Consider the following 22,231-nt stretch of genomic DNA (forward strand, 5'->3'; position numbering starts at 1 on the left):
GGCACCTGCCTCACACGCGTGATCGCCGGCGAGCCCGATCATCGTGACAGTTATCTCACCGACGAAGAACGGTGCCGCAACGACCAGTTCCTGCCATGCTGCTCGCGCTCGCGCAGCGCATGCCTGGTGCTGGATCTCTGAACCCTTGGAGAACCCAACATGAACGAAAAGTTTGACGATAGAGCGGCCTACGTCGACATCGTGAACCGCGTGTTCACGCACCTCGACGCGGGCACCACCGACAGCAACCCCGACGTGCTGCGCGTGCCCACCAGCCTCTACACCGACCCCGAACTGTTCGAGCTGGAGAAAGAGACCATCTTCCGGCGCAGCCCGCAGTTCGTCTGCTTCAGCTCCGACCTGCCCGAGAACGGCAGCTTCAGCACCTTCGACGAGATGGGCGTGCCGGTGCTGCTGACACGCGACAACACCGGCGCCGTCAACGCCTTTCTCAACGCCTGCACGCACCGCGCGGGGCGCCTGAAGGATGGCAGCGGCAAAACGGCCTCGCTGAGCTGCCCGTACCACGCCTGGGGCTTCGACCTGAAGGGCCAGCTGCGCACGGTGTACGAGGAAAAGACCTTCGGCACGATCGACAAGTCCTACTACAACCTGGTGCGCCTGCCGGCCGAGGAAAAGTACGGCATGGTCTTCGTCGGCCTGGCCCCCGACGTGAAGGTATCGATCGACGAGATGCTGGGCGAGATGGCGCCGCTGTTCGCCAGCTGGAACCTGGGGACCGCCAAGGTGGTGAACCGCCACGAATGGCACATGAAGACCAACTGGAAGCTGGCGCTCGACACCTTCTGCGAGGGCTACCACTTCACGCCGCTGCACAAGGCGACGCTGGGCGACGTCTCGCACGGCAACCTGTCGCTGGTCGACTACTTCGGCCCCGAGCAGCGCAACCACCGCGTGGCGTTTCCGAACACCAGCATCGCCAAGCTGCGCGACAGGCCGCAGTCGGACTGGGGCCTGGAGATCTTCCACGAGTTCCAGCTCGTGCACTTCCTGTACCCGAACATCTCGCTGCTGGTCTCGCCGAGTGCCATAGAGCTTTTCCAGCTCTACCCGGGCAAATCCGTGGACGAGCACATGACGCGTTACAGCTGCTACTGGCGCACGCAGGAAGGCGGGCCCGGCTGGGGTGTGGACGACCCGCAGGCCCACTTCGAGTTCGTGCGTGACATTGTGACCAAGGAAGACTACTGGGTCAGCGCGAACGTGATGAAGAGCTTGCGGGGCGGGCTGCGTTCGTTCAACACCTTCGGCCGGAACGAGCCGGCGCTGCACAACATGCACCGCGCGTTTGCGCGTGGGGTCGGGCGCGTGCTGGAGCAGGCACCGCTGGTCAAGGACGGGCAGCAGTAAGCGCCCCATGAAGGCGCACACCATGCAGCCGTCATTTCAGGATCGTGTCGTGCTGGTGACCGGTGCCGGCTCCGGCATCGGGCAGGCCTCGGCACTGGCGTTCGCGCGGGCTGGCGCCCACGTCGCCGTGGTCGACATCGACGAGTCCGGGGCGCAGACGCAGGCGCAGATCGAAGCCGAGGGCGGGGTGGCACGCTTCTTTCGCGCCGACGTGACGCGTGCTGCTGAAGTGGAAGGCATGGTGCGGGACACCGTCGCGGCCTGGGGCCGCCTGGACATCCTGCACAACAACGCCGGCATCACCAGCGCCCAGGCCTACACGGCCGATACCCTGGAGGCCGACTTCGACCGCGTGATGGCGGTCAACGTCAAGGGGGTCTGGCTGTGCATGAAGGTCGCCATTGCCCAGATGCTCAAGCAGGGCGGCGGCGTGATCGTCAACACCGGGTCGGCGATGAGCCTCACCGCCTTGCCCGGCTCCGCGCCTTACAACGCCAGCAAGCATGCCGTGGCCGGCCTGACGCGCACCGCGGCGCTCGAATACGCCAGGCAGAACATCCGCATCAACGCGGTGTGCCCGGGTGTCATCGCCACGCCGCTGCTGGCCAAGACACCCGGCGCGGACAAGATCATGGACGTGCTGATCGGCGTGCATCCGATCGGGCGCCTCGGCACGATCGATGAGGTCACCAGCGCGGTGCTGTGGCTGGCCTCGGACGGCGCCTCGTTCGCCATCGGCAGCATGCTGTCGGTGGACGGTGGCTGGACGGTCTGAAGCATGACCCTCAACAGCCGCGTCGTCCTGGCCAGCCGGCCCACCGGGCGCCCGCATCGCTCGAAAGCGCCTTGCTGCGCGTCAAGCCCGGCGATCCGGCCGCAAGCTACCTGATGCACAAGATCGACGACAAGCACATATCGGTGGGGGGCAGCGGCCTGCGCATGCCCATGGGCAGCGAGCCACTTCCCGCCGTGCAGCGCGAACTGCTGCGGCGCTGGATCGCCGAAGGCGCCCGACGCGACTGAGGCTGCAGCAGGCACGGCGGCGTCTGTGCGCGTCGATAGACCGCGGCCGACGGCCCGATTCGCAGCGCTTTGCCGCCTGAGCTCAGCGCGACCTCGAACGGCCCGGTGGCCATCGGACCTTCGGCCGCAACGATCCGGCGCTGCACAACATGCACCGCGCGTTTGCGCGTGGGGTCGGGCGCACGCTGGAGCAGGCCCCGCTGATCAAGGACGGGCTGCGGTAAGCGCATCATGGAGGCTCACCCCTTGCAACCGTGCTGACGACTACTGCCGTTGCTTGTCGACCAACATGTCGGCGTGGCGGTGGATCAGCTTCCAGTCGCCCTCATCGCGCCTGAAGATCTCGGTGACGCGCAGATCCATGGGGACCGGTTCTGCCTTGCCTTTCACCTGAACGGTCGCCTGTTGAATACCCACCCAGTAGGCGAGATCCTCGCTCGCGGCCATCTGCAGGATTTCGAGGTCGGTCTCGCTGCCCGGCGCGAAGTGCGTGGCACCGGCCTGATGGGTGGCCCCTCATGCTGCGCGTTGGGGGGGCGTCCCGGGGATGCCGGCACCTGTCCCAGAGGTGAGTAGGAATCGCCCTACCGATCGGGGCCCGGCCCGTGCCCCGACTTGGCGTTGCTGCCGGAGGGCGACGACATGCAAATGAACATCATGTGATAACGCTGATCTGCCACGGCATGAACTCGTTCTGCCCATAACCATGCAGCTCGCTGCGTGAAGGCCGGCCCGACGCCGTGGCCAGCAACAGCTGGAACAACTCGGCGCCAAGCTCGGCAATGGACTTGGTGCCATCGAGCACTTCGCCGCAGTTCAGGTCCATGTCGTCCGCCTGCCGTTGCATCAGCGCGGTGTTGGTGGCCAGCTTGACCGAAGGCGACGGCGCACAGCCATAGGCCGAACCGCGCCCGGTGGTGAAGCAGATCAGGTTGGCGCCACCCGCCACCTGCCCGGTGGCGGAGATAGGGTCATAACCGGGCGTGTCCATGAACACCAGGCCGCGCGCCTTCACCGGCTGCGCGTATTCGTAGACCTCGGTGACATTGCTGGATCCGCCCTTGGCGATGCCGCCCAGCGATTTCTCCAGCACCGTGGTCAGGCCGCCGGCCTTGTTGCCGGCCGAGGGGTTGTTGTTCATCTGCGCGCCGTTGCGGCCGCAGTAGTCTTCCCACCAACGGATGCGGGCCACCAGCTTGTGCCCGATCGCTACCGTTTGCGCGCGCCGCGTCAGCAGGTGTTCGGCGCCGTAGATCTCGGGCGTTTCCGACAGGATGGCCGTGCCGCCGTGCGCCACCAGCAGGTCGACCGCCGCGCCCAGCACCGGGTTGGCCGAGATGCCGGAGTAGCCGTCGGAACCACCGCACTGCAGGCCGATGACCAGGTGGCTGGCCGGAACCCGCTGGCGCTTGACGTGGTTGGCCGCCGGCAGCATCTGCCGAACCAGCTCGATGCCCTGCGCGATGGCCCGTGTCGTGCCGCCGGCGTCCTGGATAGTGAACGCGCGCAGCGTGCCCGAGTCCTTCAGGCCCTGCGTGGCCAGCAGCTTGGGGATCTGGTTGGTCTCGCAGCCCAGGCCGATGACCAGCACGGCGGCAAAGTTGGCATGGCAGGCGTAGCCGCCGAGCGTGCGCTGCAGCGTCGCCAGGCCCTCGCCTTCAGCGTCGATGCCGCAGCCGCTGCCGTGGGTCAGTGCCACGACACCGTCGACCTGCGCAAAGCCGGCCAGCGCCTCGGGATGGATGTCGCGCCGGAAGTGGTCGGCAATCGCGCGGGCCACGGTGGCCGAGCAGTTCACCGAGGTCAGGATGCCGATGTAGTTGCGCGTCGCGACACGCCCATCCTCGCGCACGATGCCTTCGAAGTGGGCCGGCTGCGGAGCCGGTACGGTGTCGCGCGCTTCCACGCCGAAGGCGTAGTCCCGCACGAAATCGCCCATCGCCAGGTTGTGTGAATGCACATGCTGGCCGGGCCGGATGGCCTGGCTGGCGAAGCCGATGATCTGGCCGTAGCGCCTCACCGCTTCGCCGGCCTCGATGCCGCGCGTAGCAATCTTATGGCCTGGTGGGATCAGGCCGGAGACGGTGATGGCTTCGTCTGCGATCGTCGTGCCCGACACCAGCTGGTCCAGCGAGACAACGACGTTGTCATCGGGGTGCAGGCGGATAACCCGCGCACCGCGGGGCACCGAGCCCTTGGCAATGACTTGCTCTTCGATGGGTGTCAGCATGGTCAGACTTTCGGGATGTCGATGAAGGCGGTGCGGGTCAGGCTCGCGGCGTTCTTGCCGTCTTGGGAAGGCTCGTCACGCGCTCGCCAGCGCCGCATGCAGCCGTGGCTGCGCGATGCCGCACTGCAGTTGCCCGGCCAGCTCGGCGATCGGCCGCAGGCGCCGCTGCTTCTTCTGGGCATGGTTCTGCGCGATGTCCGAGAGCCGGTGATTCAGGAAAGGATTCAGCAGCCGCTCGCGCAGGTCGACGAGGTAGGCATCTGCCTCGGCACGCTGTCCCAGCGCGTCGAACACGGGCAGCACTTCATCGGCCCAGAAGGCTTCGAGTTCGGCCCGCAGACCGGCATCGTTCATGGCCTGCTGCACCGTCTGCCCTTCGGCGCGGCCGTCCCCCAGCCAGCGTTCGGCCAGCAGGCTGTGGCCGGCGTTCAGCAGGAACAGCTTCAGGCGCTCAAAACGCGCCAGGTCATCGGTCAGCACCATGGCTTCGTGCGCACAGGGCAGCACCAGCCCGGGCTGGCGTTCAATGGCCCACAGCGCATAGGGCTCGGCCACGGCACCGACGGGATGCAGCGCCTCGGAGACGATGCGGTCGACCAGCGAATTGGCCCAGATGCAGCGGGTGCGCAGCCAGTCGACAAAGCCCGCGTCCAGGCGCCACTGCTGCGCCAGGAAGCACACCGCATCGCGCAGCACATCGCCATTGCGCTCGATCAGCTCGCACGGAAAGATCGACAGGCCGGCTGCGGGATGAGTCACCCAGCGGTGGTGCAGCAGGACCAGCAGCTTGGCCGGAAAGCTGCGGGGTGCGCGGCAGGCATCGTCGATCAATGCCGGGCCATCCGCTTCGTCGAGCTGGTAGCCGCGGTCTGCCGTGTTCGAGACGATCACGCGCACGTCGCTGGCGATGGCCTCGCGCAACGCCGGCCAATGCGCATCGGCCTGCAGGGCCTGCCGCACGGCGCGGCAGGTGATGGTCTCGTCGATGCGCTCGCCGTGCCGGAGGCCGCGGATGCGCACCGGGTAGCCACCGCCGGCCGCCAGCGCCGCCACCCGCTCGGCACTGGCCGGGTTTGTGGTTGTCTGCACAACGGTGATGCCGCCGATCGCCTGGCCCGCGTCACCCCGGTCCTGCGCCTGCGACACGAAGAGGTCGACATGCGCCTGCAGGAAGCGGCTGGTGCCGAACTGGAGGATGGCCTGGCCCATGGTGCTCAGCACTCCACAATGGCTTTGACGACGCCGCGGGCGGGATCCAGCAGCTGCTTGAAGTCGGTGGGCACATCGGCCAGCGCGAGGCGGTGGGTGTTCAGTGCCGCATCGGGGATCTTGCCGGCGCGCATGGCCGCCAGCACCGTCTCGAAGTCTTCTGTCGTCGCGTTGCGGCTGCCCAGCAGCGTGGTCTCGCGCTTGTGGAACTCCGGGTCCGAGAAGCTGATGGTCGCGCCCACCACCGAGATCAGCACGTAGGTGCCGGCATGGGCGACAAACTTGAAGCCACGCTCCATCGCCTTCGGGTTGCCGGTGGCGTCGAACACGACATCGAAGAACTCGTTGTCGGTCAGCGCGGCCAGTTGCTGTTCATCGTCGTCGGCGATCTGCACCGCGGCCGCCATCGCCAATTGCGCTGTGCAGAAATCCAGCCGGTCGCGCCGCGTGTCGAGCGCCGTCACTTGCGCACCGCGCAGCTTGGCGAAGATCATCGCCGCCATGCCGATCGGGCCGGCGCCGACCACCAACACGCGCTGGCCGGACTTCACGTCGGCGCGGCGCACGGCATGCGCGCCGATGGCCAGGAACTCGACCATCGCCGCCTGGTCCAGCGACACACCTTCGGCCTTGTGCACGAAGGCCTGCGGCACGCAGAGGTACTCGGTGAACGCGCCGTCGCGGTGCACGCCCAGCACCTGGATGTTGACGCAGCAGTTGGTGCGGCCCTGGCGGCAGGCAACGCACTTTCCGCAGGACAGGTAGGGCATCACGTAGACCGCGTCGCCCTTCAACAGGCGACCGTTCGCCGGCGCTTCTTCGACGAGGCCGGACAGCTCATGCCCCATCACCCGCGGGTAGTTCAGGTAGGGCTGGTTGCCGGTGAAAATGTGCAGGTCGGTGCCGCAGACACCGACACGCTTGACGCGCAGCAGCACCTCGTCTTCGCCGCGCAGCGGCATCGGTCGGTCTTCGGCGCGCAGCGTGCCGGGGGTCTCGCAAATCACGGTCAGCATGAACTGGTCCTCGTATCGATGGCAGGGGCGCTTCAGCCGTGGAAGCGCTTGTAGATCTCGGTGAGCTTGCCGTTCTCGGTGTTCTTGGCCACCCACTGGTTGATCCAGGTCTGCAGTTTGGACTCGCCCTTGCGCATGCCGATGCCCAGCGGGAAGCTCTGCATCACGAACTTGGTCTCGACGCCGAGAGCCGGTGCCTTGCCCGCCACCGTCTTGACGATCGCCGGCGAGGTGGCGAAGATCTCCACCTGGCCGCTGGCAATGGCCGTTACCAGCGTGCTGTCGTCGTCGAAGCGCACGATCTGCGCCCCCTTGGCGCCTTCGGTCGCCAGGCGGTCGTTGGTTGTGCCGCGTGCGGTGGCCACCTTCTTGCCGGACAGGTCGGCGAAGCCCTTCAAGGCGATGGCCTTGGGCGCCGCGACCACGGCCTGGATCTGCGCATACGGTGTCGAGAAGTCGATGACCTTCTCGCGCTCGGGCGTGACCGACAACGACGAGATCACCACGTCCGCCTTGCCGGTCTGCAGGAACGGAATGCGGTTGGCGCCGGTGGTCTGCACGATCTCGAGCTCGACGCCCAGGTCCTTGGCCAGCAGGCGGGCCGTCTCCACGTCGGAGCCGGTCGGGTTCATCGATGCGTCGTTGGTGCCGAAGGGCGGCGAGCCGAGGTCGATGGCGATGCGGATCTTCTTCGCGGCGCGCACGTCGTCGAGCTGGTCGGCCAGCGCCGCACCGGCGAAGGCCGCAAGGACGGTGCCGGCGATCAGGCCGCGCACGAAGGTGGAACGATGGATCATGGCTGTCTCTCTTTCGGGGTCATGTAGGGGGGTGGACGGGTCAGAGGCCGCTGCCGACGAAGTTGCGCAGTTCCTCGGTCTTCGGTGCATCGAGCATCTCGCCGGGGCCTTGCTCCCAGACCTTGCCGCGGTGCATGAAGATCACTTCGTCGGCCACCTTGCGGGCGAAAGCCATCTCGTGAGTGACCAGGATCATGGTCATGCCGTCGGCGGCGAGCTTTTCCATCACACGGAGCACCTCGCCGGTCAGCTCCGGGTCCAGCGCCGAGGTCACTTCGTCGAACAGCATCAGCTTGGGTGACATCGCCAGCGAGCGGGCAATCGCCACACGCTGCTGCTGGCCGCCCGAGAGCTGCGACGGATAGGCCTCGGCCTTGTCCGACAGGCCGACCTGGGCCAGCACGGCATGCGCGCGCTCGCGCAGCTCGGCGCGTTTGCCTTTGAGCACCAGGCGCGGGGCGAGCATGATGTTCTGCTCCACCGTCATGTGCGGGAACAGGTTGTAACTCTGGAACACGATGCCGACATCGCGCCGCAGCTGCTGCAGGTCCAGCTTGGCCGAGGTGAGGTCATGGCCGCAGACTTCGATGCGGCCGTCGTTCACGCTTTCGAGTCGGTCGATGCAGCGCAGCGCGGTGCTCTTGCCCGAACCGCTGCGGCCAATGATGGCGACCACCGAGCCTTTGTCGACCGTGAAGGACACACCCTCCAGCACACGCACGGCGCCGAAGCTCTTGGAGATCGAATCGACCTTAACGATGGGCGACATTGAATTTCCTCTCCAGGCGCCGGCTCCACACCGACAGGGGATAACAGAGCGCGAAGTACAGCGCCGCGACAAGCACGAAGATCACGAACGGCTGGAAGGTCGAGTTGTTGATGACCTGCCCAGCGCGGGCCAGCTCGACGAAGCCGATGGCCGAGGCCAGCGAGGTGTTCTTGACGATCTGCACCATGAAGCCGACGGTCGGCGGCGTGGCGATCTTCAGCGCCTGCGGCAGGATCACGTGGACCAGGCGCTGGCCCCAGTTGAGCGCCAGGCACTCCGCGGCCTCAGCCTGCGTGCGCGGCACCGACTCGATGCAGCCGCGCCAGATCTCGCCCAGGTAGGCCGACACATAGATGCTCAGGCCCAGGCCGGCCGCGGTGAGCGGCTCGATGTTCAGGCCCAGCGACGGCAGCCCGAAGTAGGCCAGCGACAGCAGCACCAGCAGCGGCGTGCCCTGGATCAGCTTGATGTACAGCATGGCCAGCTGGCGCGTGACATTCGGCCCATAGACCCGCGCGATGGCCACGGCAAAGCCCAGCAATCCGCCACCGGCAAAGGCCAGCAGCGAGAGCAGCACCGTCCAGCCCAGGCCGTTGAGCAGGAACTGCAGTTGGGGTGTGGTCAAGGAAGTCATGTGGGCCCCTCAGATCGGCGTGCCGAGGCGGCGGCGGCGCGGGAAGGCAACATAGCTCGCGCACCAGAACACCCCGCGCATGACCAGCGACAGCATCAGGTAGGCCGCTGCAATGATCAGGTAGGTTTCGACCGAGCGGAAGGTCTCCGACTGGATGCGGTTGGCCACGGCAGTGAGCTCCTCGGCCGAGATCTGCGAGGTGATCGACGAGGCCAGCATCAGCAGCACGTACTGGCTGGTCAGCGCCGGGTAGACGCGCTCGATGGCCGGCGGCAGCACCACATGCATCAGCACCTGCCGGCGGCTCAGCGCCAGGCACTCGGCGGCTTCCAGCTGACCGAGGGGAATCGATTCGACGCCGGCACGCACGATCTCCGAGGTGTAAGCGCCGACGTTGATGACCAGTGCCGCGGTCGCTGCCGTGAAGGCATCGACCTTCAGGCCGAGCGAGGCCAGTCCGAAGTAGACGATGAAGATCTGCACCAGCAGCGGCGTATTGCGGATCGTCTCCACGTACACCGCGCAGAGCCGGGCCAGCCACGCCGAGCGGCCCGTGCCGGCCAGCGCACAGAACACGCCGAGCAGGAAGCCGAACACCGTGGCCGCCAGCGACAGGCCCAGGGTGGTTGCCGCGCCAGCCAGGAAGTCCGGCCAGTACGCCAGCGGCGCGCTGAAATCGAATTGGTATCGCATGTCGCCTGTTCCGGTTGAGGGGGCCAGCCGTCACAGGCCTTCGGCCTGATTTGGTAAGGCCACTTTACCGGTATTGGCCAATTGGCCTTACCGTGTTTACCCTATGCCAAGTGAAGCATCGCCTTGGTCGCCCTACACTCGCAGCGACTAGCTTGGTCAGGCCACTTGGCCTTTTCTCATCGAACCAGGGTCCGCCCCGTGATCAGTCAGCTCAAACCCATCGACAACCGGCGGCTGTACCAGCAGATCGCCGACCAGATCCGCGGGCTCATCCGCCAGGGCGATTACCCGGTGGGCACGCGGCTGCCGCCCGAACGCGACCTGGCGCTGCAGCTGGGGGTCTCGCGCCCGTCGGTGCGCGAGGCGCTGATCGCGCTGGAAGTGGAAGGCAGCGTGGAAGTCCGCATGGGCGCCGGCGTCTACGTCTGCGCGGCGTCGGAACGGACGACGGCGACGAATGCCTCGCTGGGCGAAAGCCCGATCGAGCTGATGCAGGCGCGATCGGCGCTGGAAGGCTCCATCGTCGCGCTGGCCTGTGGCCGCGTCACCGCGGAAGGGCTGGCCAGCGTGGCCAAGGCCATCGACGCGATGCGGGCCGCGTTCGCCGAGAACCGATCGCCGCTGGAAGACGACCGTGCCTTCCACTTGGCCATTGCCGCGATGACCGGGAACTCGGTGATGGAGCGGCTCGTCAGGGAGTTGTTCGACGAGCGCCACAGCCCCATCTCATCACAGCTGAGCGTGCGCTCGGAGAGCACCCAGACCTGGAACGACGCGCTGCGCGAGCACGAGGTCATCCTGCGCGCCCTGGAGAACCGGGACGTGCTGGCCGCGCAGACGGCCATGCGCTCGCACCTGCAGGCCTCGCAAGACCGCTGGGTGGCGGCACGGCACGAATGGTCTTGAGGGCGCGGCCGCGTCAGCCCGGCGGCGCGCTGTGCTCGCGGTCGAGCGCGGCGAGTTCGCCGACGACCGCCTGCAACTCGCCAGCCAGCGCCGCATGCAGCGCGTCGATGCTTGCCGCGTTCGCGCCCTCGCGGCAGGCCCGCCCCAGCGCTTCGGCGGCATGCGGCAGCCTTGCCGCACCGACAGTCACGGCAGCGCCCTTCAGCTTGTGGCAGAGCTCGCGCACCGCTGCGTGGTCGCCGCCGGCCAGCGCGCGATCCAGGCGCGCCGGCAGCTCGACGCAGGTCGTGCGGAACACGCGCAGCAGCCGCTGGTACAGCGCCGGGTCGCCGGCCGCGACCTTCAGGCCGGCGCGCACGTCGATGCGCGGCAGCGGGTCTGTCGCGTCGGCGGGTTCGGCAGCCTCCACGGCAGCCTCCTCCGCAGGCATCGCTGGCGGCGTCTCGGGGCGCAGCCAGCGCGCGAGCGTCGCGTACAGCCGCTCGACCTCGATCGGCTTGGTGATGTGGTCGTTCATGCCGGCGGCGATGGCGCGCTGGTGCTCGCCGACCATCGCGTTGGCGGTCAGCGCGATGACCGGCAGGTCGCGCAGCGCCGGCTGCGCGCGCAGTGCGCGCGTCGCGGCGTAGCCGTCCATCACCGGCATCTGGCAGTCCATCAGCACGCCGTCGAAGCGCTCGTTCGCCAGGATCTCCAGCGCCTGTGCGCCATGCTCGGCCACGCGGACCTCGATCCCGACGCGGCGCAGCAGCTCCTGCGCCAGCTCTCGGTTGAACGGATGGTCCTCGACCAGCAGCACGCGCAGCCCGGCCAGCTGCGCCCGCACGTCGGCCGGCGTTTGCCCGGCCGTTTGCTCGGCCCTCGGCAGCGGGCCGTCGTGCAGCGCATAGCGCAGCGCGAAGCTCAGCGTGCTGCCGCGTCCCGGCTCGCTGGCCACCGTGATGTCGCCGCCCATCAGCTGCACCAGGCGGCGGCTGATCGTCAGCCCGAGGCCGGTGCCGCCGTAGCGCCGGCTGGTCGACGCGTCGGCCTGCTGGAACGGCTGGAACACCTGCTGCACCTGCGCCGGACTCATGCCGATGCCGCTGTCGCGCACCTCGAAAGTGAGCGTCGCCGCCTGCGCGTCGCGCTCGCGCAGCGCGATGGCGACGTCGATCTCGCCGCGCTCGGTGAATTTCACCGCGTTGTTGCACAGGTTGATCAGCACCTGGCCGAGCCGTAGCGCATCACCGCGCAGCACGGTCGGCACGTCGGGGTGCAGGTCAAAGAACAAGGCCAGGCCCTTCTCCTGCGCCTTCAGCCCGACCACGGTCGCGAGCTTGTCCAGCACCTCGCGCAGGTCGAACGGAACCCGCTCGAGGTCGATCTTGCCGGCCTCGATCTTCGAGAAATCGAGGATGTCATCGATGATGCGGTCCAGCGCGCGCGCCGACGCGTGCACCTTCATGATGAAGTCACGCTGGCGCGCCGGCTCGGCACTCAGCGCGAGTTGGGACATGCCGACGATCGCGTTCATCGGCGTGCGGATCTCGTGGCTCATGTTGGCCAGGAAGTCGCTCTTGGCCTGCGTCGCCGCCTCGGCGGTGCGCTGCGCCTGCTTCAGCTCGGTGATGTCGATCGACATGCCGCCGACACCGTAGACCTTGCCGAGCGCGTCGCGCAGCGGGAACTTGTGGGTCAGGTAGGAACGACGGCCAAGCGCACTGTCGCGCTGCTGCTCGAAGCGCAGCGGCTGCCCTTCATGGATCACCTGGCGATCCTGCGCCTCGATCGCCGCGGCAATGTGCGGCTCGACCAGGACAGCATCGCTCAAGCCCAGCAGCGACTGGCCGGGCCGCCCCAGCAGCTCGGCGAGCTGGGGCGTGTGGCTCAGGTAACGGCCTTCGAGGTCCTTCACGAAGACGATCGCCGGGGCATGCTGCAGCATCGCTTCCCAGGCATTGCGGTTGCGCTGCAACTCTGCCGTGCGGCTGGCCACCAGCGCCTCCAGTTCGCGGCCGATGCGCGCGTTTTCGTAGGCCGCCGCGAACTGCAGGCCGATCAAGCGCAGCGTTCCGAGCTGCTGCGGTGCCAGCGTGGTGTGGGCCTGGCGGTTCTCCAGGTACAGCAAGCACAGCGGCTGGCCGTGCAAGCTGATCGGCAGGCCGACGATCGACTTGACGCCGTGGCGCAGCACATGCGGGTCGGTGCCGAAGCGGGCATGGCGCGCCACGTCGGGCAGCAGCAGCGGCCGCGGCGCATGGGTCAGCGAATGCAGCACCGAGGCCGGCAGCGCCGCGTCGCCGGATGGCTGCGCGTCGCCGCCGAGCGCGAACCAGGTCCGGCCGGGCTCGAAGCCGGCCCGCGCGACCCATTCATCGCCCACTCGCCACAGCAGCACGCCGCGATCTGCCGCCGCGTACTGGCGCAGCAGCTCGAACAGCACGCCCAGCAAGGCGCGCGGATCGCGCTCCTGGCTGAGCAGGTCGCCGGCGCGCAGCAGGCTGTCGATGTCCAGCGTGGCGGTCGAGCCCTCGCTCGCCGAAACCGGGCTGCCGGGCGGCGGCTGTGCACGCCGTTGTGCCAGCTTCGCGGTGGCGCCCCACTCTTCGAAGGCCCGCAGCGCGGCGGCACGATAGGCGGACGCTGCGCGCCTCACGCCCTGCGCTGCGTGGAACGCCGCCGCCAGTTCGCAGGCCAGTGCGTAGTGGCCGGGCCGGTGATGGCGCTGCGCAGAGTCGAGCGCGGCCTCGAAGCGGGGCGCCGCGGCGCCCGGGTCACCGGCCGCCCAGGCGCGCACGGCGCAGAGCAGCTCCCAGCAGTGCGCGAAGTTGGCCGGTGCGTCGGCGGCGCGGCGCTCCAGCCACGCGGCCAGCGGCTCGAGTTCGGCCTGCAGCGCGTCGCGCTCGCAGGCCAGGCTGTCGCGCAACGCGTGGCCGAGCGCGAGCGCGTGGATCCAGCGGCCGAGCGCGAACATGTAGGTGCCGGTGAGCAGGGCCACGACCGGTGCGCCGTCGCGGCCAAGCTGCAGCGCCGCCGGCCAATCGCCGAACAGCGCGGCCGCGTAGGCACGGTAGACCGCCGTCAGCGCCTGCATCAGCGGGTTGGCGGCGACGACTGCATCGGCCGCATCGGCCGCATCGGCTGGGTCGGCTGGGTCGGATTCTGGCCAGGTGCCGGGCGCTCGCGCCGTGTCGCGCAGGCAGTCGACGAAGCGGCGGTAGACGCGGATCGCGTCGCTCGAACCGCGGTCGCCGAAACGCTCGGTCACCTGCAGCGCGAGGGCGATGTCGTGCAGCATGTCCTCGAGGCCGGGCGTGCAGTCCAGCGCCGGCGCCATGCCGATGAACTGGGCCATCGACGCGCACTCGGTGTCGCCGGCCTCGACGGCCCAGCGGTAGGCCAGCCGGGTGTGCTCGACGCAGCGCTCGAGCGGCTCGAACCAGTGCGTGTTGACGCCGGCCAGGCAGAAGTGCGATCGGGCGCGCAGCCGCGCGCTCGGGTAGTGCTGCTGCAGGCGCAGCCCGGCGTGCGCCAGCGCGTAGCCGGTGGCCACGTCGTCGCGCAGGTGGATCAGCGTGATCGTCGCCAGCACCAGGGCCTCGGGCAGTGCCGCGAAACGGCCGCGCTCGAAGCCCAGGCGCAGGACGCGCATCTTGCTCCAGTGGCTGATCACCGGGCGCCAGTAGGCTGCTGCCGCGAAGCTGCTGACGAGCATGAACGCGGCGGTTTCGGTCGCCGGGTCGTCCAGCGGTGCCAGCGCATCGAACAGGCCCGGCCCGCGCACCGCGAGCGCGGCGTAGAAGGCGTCGACCTCGGCGGCCAGCGCGGCGTCCCAGGCGTCGTCATCGGGGCAAGGCAGGCCGAGCTGCCGCGCAGCGTCCAGCGTCAGGCGGGTAGCCTCTTCGTAGCGGCCGCGGTTGGCGAGCGAGATGCACTGGCGGGCCGTCGCCTCGGCGATGCGCGCCGGCCCGGCCGCGGGCAGCGTGCCCAGCCCGGCATAGACGCGGTCGGCCTCGTCGTAGCGCGCCAGGCCGAAGTACGCGCCGTGCTGCAACAGCGCAGCCTCCAGCGTCTGCGTTGCCTCCAGCGCCTGCGCGGCGCCCGCACAGCCCCGCGCGACCAGGCTGGCCGCCGCATCGCCAAAGCGCTCGGCGGTCGCGAACGCGCCGCGCTCGACCGCGGCGCGGCCGGCGCCGAGCAGCAGGTCGAGGGCCTGGCGTCGCTCGGCGTCGTTCTCCAGCACATCGAGCGCGGCCAGCCAATGCTCGGCGAGCGCGAAGCGGGCCGCCCCGCCTTCGTGCCCGCCGCCCGTCCCCGCGGGCAGCGGCCCGCCGGCCTGCGCATCGGCGTGCGCATCGGCGTGCGCATTGGCGTGCGCACCGGTGTGCGCATTGGCGTTCGCACCGATGTGCGCATTGGCGCTCGCACCGGGGTTCGCTCCGCTGTGCGCATGGGCGCTCGAACCGGCGGTCGCACCGCGGCGCATCAGCGCACGAGCGATGCTGCGATGGCACAGGCTGCGCTCGGCCGGCGGCAGCAGCTCGTGCGCGGCCTGCAGCATGCGATCGTGGCAGAAGCGCAGCCGGCGCGCGCCGTGAGCGCCGTGAGCGCCGACCACCGAGGCGCCAGCGCCGCCCTGCCCGCCAAGCAGCATCTCGTGCTGCAGCAGCGGCAGCAGCAGCGCGTCGACCTGTTCAGGCGTTATGCCGAGCACGTCCGGCAGCAGCGGCTCGTCAATCGGGTTGCCCAGGCAGGCGCAGACCGCGGCGACGCGCTGCACCGGCGCCGGCAGGCGTCGCAGCTGCTCGATCAGACCGGCGACGAGCTTCTCGCGCTCGGGCAGCGCGGCCAGCGCCGCGGGGTCCCACTGCCAGCCGGCGGCGCTGCGGCTGAGCTGGCCGTCGTCGAACAGCCGCTGCAGATGCTGCAGCACGAAGAAAGCATTGCCACCGGTCTTGCGGTGCAGCGCATGCGCCAGCGCGACTACAGAAGGGGCATCGGCGTCGAGCACGTCGGCCACCAGCGCGGCGACCACCTCGGCCGACAGCGCCCCGGTCGCGATGTCCACGCACCGCGTGCCGGCGGCGCTGACGCGCGCGAGCATGCCGTGCAGCGGATGCAGCGCGTCGGCTTCGTCGTCGCGGTAGGCAACGACCAGCAGCAGCGTGTCGCGACTCTGTTCGATCGCCAGGTGCTCGAGCAGGTCCAGCGAGTGGGCGTCCGCCCATTGCAGATCGTCCACGAACAGCAGCAGCGCGCCGGCGTGGCGGCGCAGCACGCCAAACACCGCGGCCAGCGCCTGGCGCAGCCGGCCGTTCAGGTCGACGGCCAGGCGCCCGGGCGACGCGGCCGGCTCGTCGTCCGCGGCCGCGCCGGCGGCAAGAGGCAGCAGCGGCGCAAACGCCGGCGCCACCAGCCGCAGCAGGCCGGCATTGCTGCCCACCGCCTCCCGCAGCGCCTCACGCAGCCGCCCGAGCACGGCCGGTGGCTCGCACAGCCAGTACTCGGCCAGCTCACCCAGCAGGTCGGCGAGCGCACCGTAGGGCTGGTCGAGCCGGAACTGCGGGAACGCCGCACTGGCGAAGACGGTGCCGCCTGCCCGTGCATCAGCCTGTGCATCAGCCTGTGCGCCGATCTGTGCATCAGCCTGTGCGCCGGCCTGTGCGCCGGTCTGTGCGTCAGCCTGCGCATCGGCGCCTTCACCGGCGTTGTCACGAGCGCCTTCACCGGCGCTCACTCGGGCGAGCGCGGCCCGCACCAGCGAGGTCTTGCCAGCGCCGGCCTCGCCGTGCACCACGGCCAGCCGCGCCTGGCCCGGCGCGGCCCGCAGCGCCGCTTGCAGACCTGCGATCGCCGCTTCGCGGCCGAACAGCCGCGACGGCAGCGCCGGCCGGCCGCGCCTGTCGTGGCGGCCAGGCAGGAAGGCAGCGTCGTCGGCGGGCTCGATGCCTTGGGCCAGCCCTTCCGCCACCTCGACGCAGTGGTGAAGATCGGCCTGCAGCCCCTGCGCCGATTGATAGCGCTGCTCGGGCTGCTTCGCGAGCAGCTTCGCCACGACGGCGGACAAGCAGGCCGGCACATCCGGCGCCAGCGTGTGCAAGGGCGGCGGCAGGCGGGTCAGCAATGCGTGCAACAGCGCGAGCGGCTCTTGCTCGACAAAGGGCGGGTGGCCGCACAGCAGCGCGTACAGCACCGCACCGAGCGCGTAGTGATCGGCGCGGAAATCGGCGGCACGCCCCAGCCGCCCGGTCAACTCGGGTGCGCCAAACGGCAGCGCGCGGCCGAGCTGTGCGGCATGGCGGAAGTCGGTATCGATGCGGCCCTGCACGACGGCGGCGCCAAAGTCGATCAGCGTGACCTCGCCGCTTGGCGCATCGAACAGGATGTTGTCCGGGTGCAGATCACCGTGCAGCACGCCGGCGCGGTGCACACCGTCGAGGATGCGCGCGAGCGCCAGGCCGACGCGGGTCCAGCGGGCCACGTCGCGCGACAGCGCGACTCTTGCGTCAGCGCGCGACAGCGCGACTGGCACTTCAGCGCGCGACAGCGCGGCCAGCGCCTCGCCCAGCGGCAGGCCGGGCGCCCGCGCGAGCACCAGCACACCGGCGGCGCTGTCGAAGTGCAGCACCCGCGCCACGCCCGGCCGTTCGCGCAACAGGGCGAGCACCTGCGCCTCGGCGCGCAGCTGCGCACGCGCCAGCGCATCGCCCGGCTCGGCGACGGTCTTCGTCACGCAGGGCGTCGCCGTGTCGCCCCAGAGGCCGGCAAAGAGCAGGAAGCCGCCGGTCCGGCCCAGCAACCGCGCCTCCACCAGCCGGGGGTCAGCGACGACGTCCATGCGGCATGCTAGCCATCAGGGCCGCGCGGCGCACCCCCGAGGATGCCCGCGTGGGGCGTCGCGGTGAACGCTGGGCGATGATCCCGGTCGAGGCCATTGTCGGCATGAAGAAGCACCCCAATGCACCTGGCGCGCTCAGACGACGCCGGCCGCCGGAGACGCGTTTCGTGCGACGTGGTTCGTCTGGTCGGAGAGGGCCGTGCGTGGATCCTGGCACTCATCGACTTCGCGCACTCAAACAGCTGAAGCTTGAGTCGACGATCGGCGCGATCTGTCTACAACGGCTGTGCGCGCAGCACGCCGCCAGCATGCACGAAGTTGCCGCCACCGAGGTGGTGGATCGTCTGCAGCCCAAGGTTGTCACCGCGGAACAACCAATGGCCGTTCGCGAAGATGCGTGCGTCGGCCGCGGCCGCAACGACCTCCGCGAAGCAGGTGTCGTAGGCGTCTTCGGTATGCGGCTCGCGAATCAGTCGGCATTCAAGCCAGGCGGCGCAGCCCGACTCGATCAGCGGCACGCCGAATACCGGCCCGGCCTTTGCGACGATGCCGTGGCGGGCAAACTTGTCGATGTCGCGGCCGCTCGCACTGCCGACGGCGTAGGTCAGGTCGACCAGCGCGGCACCCGGAAGGCAGAGGCCGAACGCGCCGCTGGCCATGACGAGTTCGCGCGTACAGGTTCGCTTGTCGATGACGACGGCAACACGCGGCGGCGTGAACTCGACGGGCATTGACCACGCAGCTGCCATCACGTTGCGGCGTCCGCCGTCCGCACTGGTCACCAGCACGGTCGGGCCGTGGTTGATCAGGCGGCTGGCGTGCTCTAGCGCAACGGGTTGGAAGTGCTCGTTCATCGGTCCGTCCAAGTGTCCGTGAGTCAGGTGCCCGAACGCGTGTGGTAGACCTTGTTGACGATGACCCATTTGCCGTCGATCTTCAGCAGATTGAAGAAATCGCTGAAGCAGTAGCCGGCCACATTGTCGCTGTCCACGCGCGCGTTCGCGGCGGTCCCGGCGACGTCGATGCGTGCGATGGCAGTCCGTGCGTTCGGAGAGGGCGTCAGCGTGTCGACGATGTCGTAGAGCTTCTGGATCTCCGGCCCCACCAGTTCCGTTCCATGGAGGCCGAAGATCGTGGCCTTCTCGTGAAACGCAGGCTTCATGGCCGCGCTGCTGCCCTTGGCGTTGCCTTCGAGGTACTTGTTCAGCACTTCGGTGATGGCGCTGCACTCTTGGACGTAAGTTGTTTCGCTCATTGCATGGTTCCGACAGGAGGAGGAAAAGTGCACCCGGACATGGGTGCGGGCAGACAGCTTGAGGGGTGGCGAGCCAGGGTTCAGTCGACCGTGACGGTCGAGAGATCCAGCCCGTTCAGCGACGGGCGTACGCTTCCGCGGGCTTGTCGGTCGGATTCACCCAGGCCGCCTTGGTGTCTTCGGAGGCCGGCAGATTGACCGCGGTGCTGGTCGGCGGAATCGGCTTCATGAACCACTTGTCGTAGAGCTGCGCGATCTCGCCGCTCTCTGCTGCTGGCGGGTGGCGTTGTTGGTCGTCGAGCCGCATTCGATGTCGACCGTCCCGTTCTGCAGCAGCGGAATCCGACTGGCCGAGGACACGGGCTGGTACTGGATATCGAGCTTCGGCAATCCGAGTTGCTTCTGGATATCGGCCAGCGCGCGATGACACAGGTCGATGTGGAAACCGACGTACTTCCCGCCGCCGACGGTGTATGACAAGGCGCCCGACGATTCGCGCACGCCCATCGTCACCGATCCCGTCGTCTTGATCTTCTGCAGGGTGTCCGCGTGCGCTGCGCACGCGCTGGCAGCGGCAATGAGGGCGAGAACCAGATGCTTCATGTGATGGCTCCTGTTTGGCGATTCATGGCCGCTCACTTGGCGAACAGCATCGCGATGTCGGCGAATGCCTTGATCTCCAGCGCGTTGCCGGACGGGTCGAGGAAGAACATCGTCGCCTGCTCGCCCGGCTCGCCCTTGAAGCGGATGTACGGCTCGATCACGAACTCGACTTGGGCCGCCTTGAGGCGCGCTGCGGCCGCTTCCCAGTCGGCCATCGGCAGCACGATGCCGAAGTGGCGCACCGGCACGCCATGGCCATCGACCGCATTGCGCTGTGCGATGCCGGTTTCAGCGGGCGCGAGGTGCGCCACGATCTGGTGGCCGTAGAAGTTGAAGTCGACCCAGTCGTCCGCGCTGCGGCCTTCCGGGCAGCCGAGCAGCTCTCCGTAGAACGTGCGGGCCAGCGCGATGTCGTGCACCGGGAAGGCGACGTGGAAGGGCGACAGCGGTGCGGGATTGGTGGTGGGGGCTTGCATGCTCGTGGTTCGGGGGGTGGTGACGGGTCGTGTTGCGTGGCGGTCTTCATGGGCCGAGCGAGTTGTCGGGCAAGCGTCGAGCGCAGTGGTTTGTATCGTAGGCAGTCCACTGGAAAAGAAAATCAATATATATTTGCACCCAGCACAAAGAAAATTTGTTGATGATCCGCGAACTCAAGACCTTGATCGCCGTGGCACGAGAAGGAACGTTTGCCGCTGCCGGCGAACAGATCGGCCTGACGCAGGCGGCGGTCAGTGCGCAGATGCAGCGCCTGGAGGCAGAGCTCGGCTTCCCTCTCTTCGACCGCACGGGCCGATCGGCGCGTCTCAATGCCATGGGGCACCAGACGCTCGCGCAAGCGCAGGAACTGGTTCGTCTCTACAGCACGCTGGGCTCAAGCGACGCGGGACTGCAAGCCACGGGACTGCTCAACATCGGCGCCATTTCGTCGGTGCAACGCTCGCTGCTGCCCGATGCGCTCGGCAAGTTTCACAAGCAGCTTCCCGGCTGCCGCACAAGAGTCGTTCCGGGCTTGTCCATGGGACTGTTGAACCTGGTCGATGCCGGCGAGATCGACATGGCGGCGATCATCCGTCCGCCGTTCTCGCTGCAGAGCGACCTGCGCTGGAGCACGCTTGCGCACGAGCCGTTTCGCCTGCTGGTGCCGCGGCACGTGGACGGCGACGACTGGGCCGAGCTGCTCGCTAGTCAGCCGTTTGTGCGATACGACCGCGCCTCGTTCGGCGGCCGGCAGGTCGATCGCTTCCTTCGTGCCGCGCACCTGAGCGTGCAGCAGGTTTGCGAGCTCGACGAACTGGATGCGATCGTGCGGCTCGTGGCCAATGGCGTCGGCATCGCGCTCGTGCCGCAGACCGCCACGCACCGCCGTTGGCCCGCCGCGGTACGCGCGATCGACCTCGGGTCCCACACCTTCCATCGTGACATCGGCCTCGTCCACCGCGCGAGCCGCAGCCTCAGCGAGCCGGCACGGCTGCTCGCACAGCTCGTTTGCAACGCATACGGTGGCAAAGAGGTACGCGGGGAGATTGATGATCGCCGGTGACGGCGCCGCCGCCTCACACCAACGTCAGCGACCACGTCCATGCGGCAGGCTAGCCAGCGAGCCCGTGCAGCGCACCCGGGGGGATGCGCGCGCAAGCGCTTCTCGGCCGACGCTGGGCGACGATCCCGCGCGGCCGAAGCCCTGCGCCAGGCTGCTTGGCATGGGGAAACAGGCGCTGTGAATCCGATCAGGTAACGGGACGAGCAGCGCGCCGTTCGGACCGAGCAGGCTCGTCGTGCAGCTTGCGCAGGTCGCTGGTGCCCCGTCCCCGGGGGTCTTGCAGGCCGTGAGGCGGGCGGCCGGTGGCTTCAGCCGTCAGGGATTCGCGACCAGCACCCGCCCATCGGCCTGCCGCACCTCGTGGGCCCGCACCGAGTGCTCGGGCAGCTCAATGCACTCGCCCGTGCGCAAATCGAAGTGGTGTTTGAACAGCGGTGAAGCCACCACGATGCGCTCGCCCAGGTTGCCCACCAGGCCGCGCGACAGCACGCTGGCCTGCGACTTGGGGTCGACGTTGTCGATGGCGAAGAACTCGGTTTGCCCGACGCGGAAGACCGCAACGTGGCGGCCCGCCACGCGCGCGCAGACGCCCGTGTTCGGCAGGATGTCATCGGCCGCGCAAATCACGGTCCAGGTGGCTGTGTCGGTGGTCATGGCTTTGTGCACGTGTGATCAGGCGATGGACGATGCAGTGGCGGGCGCCAGCGCGCGTTCCTGCGGCAGGGCGGGCCGGATCTGGCCGCGTTCCTCGACGAAGACCACGTGCTCGTCGGGCCGGTCGCTGTTGACGAAGGAGCGGAAGCGCTTGCGCGTCTGCGGGTCGTTGACGGCCAGCTTCCATTCGCAGGCGTAGGTCGCGACCACGTGCTGCATCTGCGCTTCCAGCTCGGCGGCAAGGCCCAGCGTGTCGTTCAGCACCACGCCCTTCAGGTAGTCCAGGCCGCCTTCGAGGTTGTCGCGCCAGGTGCTGGTGCGCTGTAGGCGGTCGGCGGTGCGCACGTAGAACATCAGGAAGCGGTCGATCATGCGCACCAGGTCTTCCTGGCTCAGGTCGGAGGCCAGCAGTTCGGCATGGCGCGGCTTCATGCCGCCGTTGCCGCAGACGTAGAGGTTCCAGCCCTTCTCGGTGGCGATCACGCCCACGTCCTTGCCCTGGGCTTCGGCGCACTCACGCGTGCAGCCGGAGACGCCGAACTTGATCTTGTGCGGCGCACGCAGGCCCTTGTAGCGGTTCTCCAGCGCGATCGCCAGGCCGACGCTGTCGCCCACGCCGTAGCGGCACCAGGTGCTGCCGACGCAGCTCTTCACCGTGCGCAGCGCCTTGCCATAGGCATGGCCGGATTCGAAGCCGGCGGCGATCAGCTC

Annotated in this window: 17 protein-coding genes and 4 pseudogenes; 6 read left to right on the plus strand and 15 right to left on the minus strand. The window is 68.7% G+C overall.

The window, feature by feature from the left end; translation table 11 throughout:
• The 4 genes and pseudogenes from VLK61_RS04220 to VLK61_RS04235 all read left to right on the plus strand — a co-directional run.
• Positions 1 to 141, plus strand: a pseudogene (locus tag VLK61_RS04220) (2Fe-2S iron-sulfur cluster binding domain-containing protein); the annotation flags it as partial.
• 18 nt (positions 142 to 159) lie between these two features.
• The gene (locus VLK61_RS04225) at positions 160 to 1,371 is read left to right on the plus strand and encodes an aromatic ring-hydroxylating oxygenase subunit alpha (protein WP_325418625.1); all 1,212 of its coding nucleotides are present in this window, start codon (positions 160 to 162) and stop codon (positions 1,369 to 1,371) included.
• A gap of 22 nt (positions 1,372 to 1,393) precedes the next feature.
• The gene (locus tag VLK61_RS04230) at positions 1,394 to 2,146 is read left to right on the plus strand and encodes a glucose 1-dehydrogenase (RefSeq protein WP_325418627.1); all 753 of its coding nucleotides are present in this window, start codon (positions 1,394 to 1,396) and stop codon (positions 2,144 to 2,146) included.
• Between the two features lie 71 nt (positions 2,147 to 2,217).
• Positions 2,218 to 2,394: a hypothetical protein gene (locus VLK61_RS04235; protein WP_325418629.1), complete on the plus strand. Its 177-nt coding sequence runs from the start codon at positions 2,218 to 2,220 to the stop codon at positions 2,392 to 2,394.
• A gap of 264 nt (positions 2,395 to 2,658) precedes the next feature.
• Here the strand turns inward: VLK61_RS04235 and VLK61_RS04240 are convergent.
• The 8 genes and pseudogenes from VLK61_RS04240 to VLK61_RS04275 form a co-directional block, all read right to left on the minus strand.
• A pseudogene (locus VLK61_RS04240) lies at positions 2,659 to 2,856 on the minus strand (nuclear transport factor 2 family protein); the annotation flags it as partial.
• A gap of 193 nt (positions 2,857 to 3,049) precedes the next feature.
• On the minus strand, positions 3,050 to 4,624 hold the full coding sequence (locus tag VLK61_RS04245; RefSeq protein ID WP_325418631.1) for a UxaA family hydrolase: 1,575 nt from the start codon (positions 4,622 to 4,624) through the stop codon (positions 3,050 to 3,052).
• A gap of 75 nt (positions 4,625 to 4,699) precedes the next feature.
• Positions 4,700 to 5,833 carry a mannitol dehydrogenase family protein gene (locus VLK61_RS04250; protein ID WP_325418633.1) on the minus strand — a complete coding sequence of 378 codons (1,134 nt, stop codon included), beginning with the start codon at positions 5,831 to 5,833 and terminating at the stop codon, positions 4,700 to 4,702.
• Positions 5,834 to 5,838: 5 nt separating this feature from the next.
• Positions 5,839 to 6,849 carry a zinc-binding alcohol dehydrogenase family protein gene (locus VLK61_RS04255; protein ID WP_325418635.1) on the minus strand — a complete coding sequence of 337 codons (1,011 nt, stop codon included), beginning with the start codon at positions 6,847 to 6,849 and terminating at the stop codon, positions 5,839 to 5,841.
• Between the two features lie 32 nt (positions 6,850 to 6,881).
• Complete coding sequence (locus tag VLK61_RS04260) at positions 6,882 to 7,646, minus strand: transporter substrate-binding domain-containing protein (protein WP_325418637.1); 765 nt, start codon at positions 7,644 to 7,646, stop codon at positions 6,882 to 6,884.
• A 40-nt stretch (positions 7,647 to 7,686) separates the two neighbouring features.
• Positions 7,687 to 8,415 (minus strand): amino acid ABC transporter ATP-binding protein, encoded by a 729-nt coding sequence (locus VLK61_RS04265; RefSeq protein ID WP_325418639.1) that lies wholly within the window; start codon positions 8,413 to 8,415, stop codon positions 7,687 to 7,689.
• The gene (locus tag VLK61_RS04270) at positions 8,399 to 9,049 is read right to left on the minus strand and encodes an amino acid ABC transporter permease (RefSeq protein ID WP_325418641.1); all 651 of its coding nucleotides are present in this window, start codon (positions 9,047 to 9,049) and stop codon (positions 8,399 to 8,401) included. Before VLK61_RS04270 ends, VLK61_RS04265 begins: the two co-directional genes overlap by 17 nt.
• Positions 9,050 to 9,058: 9 nt before the next feature.
• Entirely contained in the window at positions 9,059 to 9,742 is a 684-nt protein-coding gene (locus tag VLK61_RS04275) for an amino acid ABC transporter permease (protein WP_325418643.1), read from the minus strand.
• Positions 9,743 to 9,940: 198 nt separating this feature from the next.
• Here VLK61_RS04275 and VLK61_RS04280 point away from each other — a divergent pair, with 198 nt between their 5' ends.
• Positions 9,941 to 10,648, plus strand: coding sequence for a FadR/GntR family transcriptional regulator (locus VLK61_RS04280; RefSeq protein ID WP_325418645.1), 708 nt, complete (start codon positions 9,941 to 9,943; stop codon positions 10,646 to 10,648).
• Between the two features lie 13 nt (positions 10,649 to 10,661).
• On the opposite strand, the gene VLK61_RS04285 is transcribed toward VLK61_RS04280, so the two are convergent.
• The 5 genes and pseudogenes from VLK61_RS04285 to VLK61_RS04305 form a co-directional block, all read right to left on the minus strand.
• On the minus strand, positions 10,662 to 17,468 hold the full coding sequence (locus VLK61_RS04285; protein WP_325418647.1) for an ATP-binding protein: 6,807 nt from the start codon (positions 17,466 to 17,468) through the stop codon (positions 10,662 to 10,664).
• 275 nt (positions 17,469 to 17,743) lie between these two features.
• On the minus strand, positions 17,744 to 18,322 hold the full coding sequence (locus VLK61_RS04290) for a flavin reductase family protein (RefSeq protein WP_325418649.1): 579 nt from the start codon (positions 18,320 to 18,322) through the stop codon (positions 17,744 to 17,746).
• 23 nt (positions 18,323 to 18,345) lie between these two features.
• The gene (locus VLK61_RS04295) at positions 18,346 to 18,723 is read right to left on the minus strand and encodes a nuclear transport factor 2 family protein (protein ID WP_325418651.1); all 378 of its coding nucleotides are present in this window, start codon (positions 18,721 to 18,723) and stop codon (positions 18,346 to 18,348) included.
• Positions 18,724 to 18,838: 115 nt separating this feature from the next.
• Positions 18,839 to 19,326 (minus strand): annotated as a pseudogene (locus VLK61_RS04300) (transporter substrate-binding domain-containing protein).
• A gap of 32 nt (positions 19,327 to 19,358) precedes the next feature.
• Entirely contained in the window at positions 19,359 to 19,802 is a 444-nt protein-coding gene (locus VLK61_RS04305; RefSeq protein ID WP_325418653.1) for a VOC family protein, read from the minus strand.
• A 161-nt stretch (positions 19,803 to 19,963) separates the two neighbouring features.
• Between VLK61_RS04305 and VLK61_RS04310 the strand changes: the two genes are divergently transcribed.
• Positions 19,964 to 20,866 carry a LysR family transcriptional regulator gene (locus tag VLK61_RS04310; RefSeq protein ID WP_325418655.1) on the plus strand — a complete coding sequence of 301 codons (903 nt, stop codon included), beginning with the start codon at positions 19,964 to 19,966 and terminating at the stop codon, positions 20,864 to 20,866.
• Between the two features lie 315 nt (positions 20,867 to 21,181).
• Here VLK61_RS04310 and nirD read toward each other — a convergent pair whose 3' ends face one another.
• Together nirD and VLK61_RS04320 are read right to left on the minus strand one after the other, a co-directional pair.
• Positions 21,182 to 21,520, minus strand: a complete 339-nt coding sequence (nirD, locus tag VLK61_RS04315) for a nitrite reductase small subunit NirD (protein WP_325418657.1) — start codon at positions 21,518 to 21,520, stop codon at positions 21,182 to 21,184.
• A gap of 18 nt (positions 21,521 to 21,538) precedes the next feature.
• Positions 21,539 to 22,231 (minus strand): annotated as a pseudogene (locus VLK61_RS04320) (nitrite reductase (NAD(P)H)); the annotation flags it as partial.

Origin of the sequence: Aquabacterium sp., assembly GCF_035476535.1 — a bacterium.
Lineage (GTDB): Bacteria > Pseudomonadota > Gammaproteobacteria > Burkholderiales > Burkholderiaceae_C > Pseudaquabacterium.

Excerpts from the sequence above, each read along its gene's own strand:
- VLK61_RS04265 (WP_325418639.1), bottom strand. The coding sequence starts at position 8,415 with ATGTCGCCCATCGTTAAGGTCGATTCGATCTCCAAGAGCTTCGGCGCC.
- nirD (WP_325418657.1), bottom strand. The coding sequence starts at position 21,520 with ATGACCACCGACACAGCCACCTGGACCGTGATTTGCGCGGCCGATGAC.
- VLK61_RS04305 (WP_325418653.1), bottom strand. The coding sequence starts at position 19,802 with ATGCAAGCCCCCACCACCAATCCCGCACCGCTGTCGCCCTTCCACGTC.
- VLK61_RS04310 (WP_325418655.1), top strand. The coding sequence starts at position 19,964 with ATGATCCGCGAACTCAAGACCTTGATCGCCGTGGCACGAGAAGGAACG.
- VLK61_RS04255 (WP_325418635.1), bottom strand. The coding sequence starts at position 6,849 with ATGCTGACCGTGATTTGCGAGACCCCCGGCACGCTGCGCGCCGAAGAC.
- VLK61_RS04285 (WP_325418647.1), bottom strand. The coding sequence starts at position 17,468 with ATGGACGTCGTCGCTGACCCCCGGCTGGTGGAGGCGCGGTTGCTGGGC.
- VLK61_RS04270 (WP_325418641.1), bottom strand. The coding sequence starts at position 9,049 with ATGACTTCCTTGACCACACCCCAACTGCAGTTCCTGCTCAACGGCCTG.
- VLK61_RS04230 (WP_325418627.1), top strand. The coding sequence starts at position 1,394 with ATGCAGCCGTCATTTCAGGATCGTGTCGTGCTGGTGACCGGTGCCGGC.
- VLK61_RS04225 (WP_325418625.1), top strand. The coding sequence starts at position 160 with ATGAACGAAAAGTTTGACGATAGAGCGGCCTACGTCGACATCGTGAAC.
- VLK61_RS04275 (WP_325418643.1), bottom strand. The coding sequence starts at position 9,742 with ATGCGATACCAATTCGATTTCAGCGCGCCGCTGGCGTACTGGCCGGAC.
- VLK61_RS04290 (WP_325418649.1), bottom strand. The coding sequence starts at position 18,322 with ATGAACGAGCACTTCCAACCCGTTGCGCTAGAGCACGCCAGCCGCCTG.
- VLK61_RS04250 (WP_325418633.1), bottom strand. The coding sequence starts at position 5,833 with ATGGGCCAGGCCATCCTCCAGTTCGGCACCAGCCGCTTCCTGCAGGCG.
- VLK61_RS04260 (WP_325418637.1), bottom strand. The coding sequence starts at position 7,646 with ATGATCCATCGTTCCACCTTCGTGCGCGGCCTGATCGCCGGCACCGTC.
- VLK61_RS04295 (WP_325418651.1), bottom strand. The coding sequence starts at position 18,723 with ATGAGCGAAACAACTTACGTCCAAGAGTGCAGCGCCATCACCGAAGTG.
- VLK61_RS04245 (WP_325418631.1), bottom strand. The coding sequence starts at position 4,624 with ATGCTGACACCCATCGAAGAGCAAGTCATTGCCAAGGGCTCGGTGCCC.